The sequence below is a fragment of the Candidatus Similichlamydia epinepheli genome, from assembly GCF_003056015.1.
The window spans coordinates 1-2911 of record NZ_PPEU01000088.1; the positions used below are offsets into that span (position 1 = coordinate 1).

Annotated in this window: 2 protein-coding genes; both read left to right on the top strand. The window is 37.7% G+C overall.

What is annotated here, in order from left to right; genetic code table 11:
* Window positions 1-324 precede the first annotated feature (324 nt).
* Window positions 325-1590 carry a CNNM domain-containing protein gene (locus GCCT14_RS04280; protein WP_108624370.1) on the top strand — a complete coding sequence of 422 codons (1266 nt, stop codon included), beginning with the start codon at window positions 325-327 and terminating at the stop codon, window positions 1588-1590.
* 15 nt (window positions 1591-1605) lie between these two features.
* Window positions 1606-2871: a DUF21 domain-containing protein gene (locus GCCT14_RS04285; RefSeq protein WP_108624371.1), complete on the top strand. Its 1266-nt coding sequence runs from the start codon at window positions 1606-1608 to the stop codon at window positions 2869-2871.
* The last annotated feature ends 40 nt before the right edge of the window (window positions 2872-2911 follow it).

The window sequence follows — 2911 nt, forward strand, 5'->3', positions numbered from 1 at the left end:
GCAAGACAAAGCGAAGATAAAGATTGTATTCCCAAACAACAAGAAAGAGAGAGAATGGCCACCAAAACACGAATCATGACAGCAGAAACTCACGCTCTTCATTAATTTTTTGTTTGCTAGTGCGTGGTTTGATCCTTTAAACTCCGCGGTCGCCGGAAACTTCGGGCCTCTAGAAGATTTTAGGTCAGGATCGAAAGATAGCAGCCTAGATTTGTTTCGAGAGGGGTCGGAGAAATTTTCCGGCTTTTTTCTTTTTTTTGCCAGTTCATCGTCAAGATGTCCTAATGCTTTTGAAGGCTATGAAGAGCGTGAGTTTCTGCTGTCATGATTCGTGTTTTGGTGGCCATTCTCTCTCTTTCTTGTTGTTTGGGAATACAATCTTTATCTTCGCTTTGTCTTGCGTCGTTTTTTTCGTTTTCTAGGGCTCAATTAAAATCTTTTCTAGGAGGAAAGGATTCTCGATTAGTTCTTGTTGCGAATCTGATGCGAAGCCCTGAAAAAGTTTTAGTGACAATTCTTTTTTTAGGAACGATGGGGAGCGTATTATGTCAAAACTTGGTTTCACACTTGTTAAGTGGTGTTTCGCCTTCATGGCTGCGTGTTTTTGTGCCTATGATGTTGAGCGCTGTGATTGCGGAGATTATCCCCAAAGTGCTAGCCATCGAATACAACATTTATACTGCAAAGATAGTAGTAGGCCCATTTTTTAGGATTCATAAATTACTGCACTATCCAAGAGTTGTGGCAATTGCATTTGCAAATTTGATTACTGGTGGATTTTCATTTTTCTTAAAAGAGCCTGAGAGGCCTACATTGGAAGAGCAAATTGATGCAATTGATCTTTCAAAAGATAGCCCTTTGATTTCTGAAGAGGAGAAGAGACTGTTTCAAAGTTATCTTCGTGTTGCAAGATTACAAGTTAGAGAAGTCGCTAGACCGATTCATGAATTAAACTATTTAGATTTGGAGTCGTCTTATGAATTTTTTCTTAAAACACCTCCTTCATTTATAGGCACTGAGATCCCCGTTATATCGGGACATTTTTTGAATGTAATGGGGACGTTAGATATACGACAACTGCTTTCTGTTCGTCATGATATCTCTAATGATAATATTCGACTCTTACTAAAACCACCTCGTTTTGTTCCTGAAAGCAGGTCCCTTGCCTTTGTATTGGGAGAATTAAAAGAAGAAAACACACGTCTTATTTTTGTTGTTAACGAGTTTGGTAGTGTGTGCGGAGTCGTGAGTTTACAGATCTTGCAGTATAAATGTTGTATTCGATGGCTAGCACTTTGGGGTATAGAAGATCCTGTCCCTGATCATGTATCTGGATTGTTTATAAGGGTAGATGGTACTGGACTAGTTGCAAGCGGAAGGATGGATTTAGAATTGTTTCGGCGTGTCAGCGGAGTTTCTTTACCTACTAGAAGCGGTCAAACTACTTTAGGAGGATGGGTTGTAGCGCAATGTAGAGAATTATTGTTGACAGGATCAATTCTTCAGATTGATGAACTTATAATACATGTTCTGTCTGTTGAGAATTGCTTGTTGAAATACCTTTACATTCAATGCAAACCAGTAGAATAGTAGGACTATATTGTTATGCAGTTAATTTGTTGGCTGTTTTTGACGATTTTGATGCTTGTTTTGGAAGGTTTTTTTTCCATGCAAGAAGTAGCAATTGTTTCATATGATCCATTACTATTAAACTACCAGTTACACAAAAAAAATATTAGAGCTCAAGCTGTTCATCATTTCATTCGTTCTCCACAATCCCTGTTCACAACAACTCTTATTCTTATAGAATTTGCCCTGCATTTTGGTTCAGAATGTGCAAAGAATCTATTTAAATCGATTGGAGTTCCTCTTCAGTTAATACCGTTTGTTTACATTCCAATAGTAGTGATTTTTGGAGAATTATCCCCTCTTTTTATGGGGAGAAGATTCCCTCATGTTATTGCTCAATTCGGTGTTGTCGTATTAGTTCCTGTTCGTTATATCGTTTCACCATTTTCATTTTTAATCGGGAAATTAATAAGACTAATTTCTTTCTTCTCTAATACGAGGAAAAATGGAGAAGAGCGTGTTCTTTTGCAGCGTGAGGATATTTTTCTTGCACTTCGTGAAAATTCGAATCTTGTTCATGTTCTTTCTCCTCAAGGTATATTACGATTTGAGACAAAAACTTTATCTTCATTGAGAAAATTGGAGATGAAATCTCTTGCTCGATCTCTTATGAAGGTTCCTTTATTATTCGGTAATAATTATTCTCATAGTTGTGTGCAAAACCTTTTACAGATATCTTTAGCGCCTTTTTTGCTCTGTTTTTCACCGGAAGAAGTGCTGCCGCGACTTCTTTTCCCTGCTAGGGTTTTGTTTGGCAAAGATGATTTGATCCTTTTTCAATCTTTGGAGAGGAGCAGAATTGTATATGCCTCTTCAAAGCCTTTTTCCAGTTCGTTTGATTTTGATACGTTACTCACACAAAACGATACATTTTTCTTAGTTCTTGACTCAGATGAACAAATAGTTGGATGGCTTTCTTTGAGCTTTTTTTTTGAAGAATTATTTGGTGGAATTGGCGCTATTTCTCATGAGAATCAACCTTGTTTATTTGAAAGAACAGCGCCTGGATCTATGACAATTCGTCAAATGCGTTGTGAGTTTAGAATTGGGATTCAAGAAGCAGACGAATCTTTAACTTTGAGCGAACTCTTGGAAGAGGTCCTAGGCAGACATTTAAAAGTTGGTGACTCATACTATTTTGAGCAAAGCGAGATTGAGCTTGTTGTACAAGAGACAACTCGTCTTGCAGGTGCTAAAACAATTCTCCTTCGTTATAGAGGTGATCCAGGTCGTATTAAATAGGTCGTTTACAATTTCTTTTCTTTCCCCAGAGTCTCTCTAT

Coding starts and splice junctions, on each gene's coding strand:
- GCCT14_RS04280 (WP_108624370.1), top strand. CDS start 325: ATGATTCGTGTTTTGGTGGCCATTCTCTCTCTTTCTTGTTGTTTGGGA.
- GCCT14_RS04285 (WP_108624371.1), top strand. CDS start 1,606: ATGCAGTTAATTTGTTGGCTGTTTTTGACGATTTTGATGCTTGTTTTG.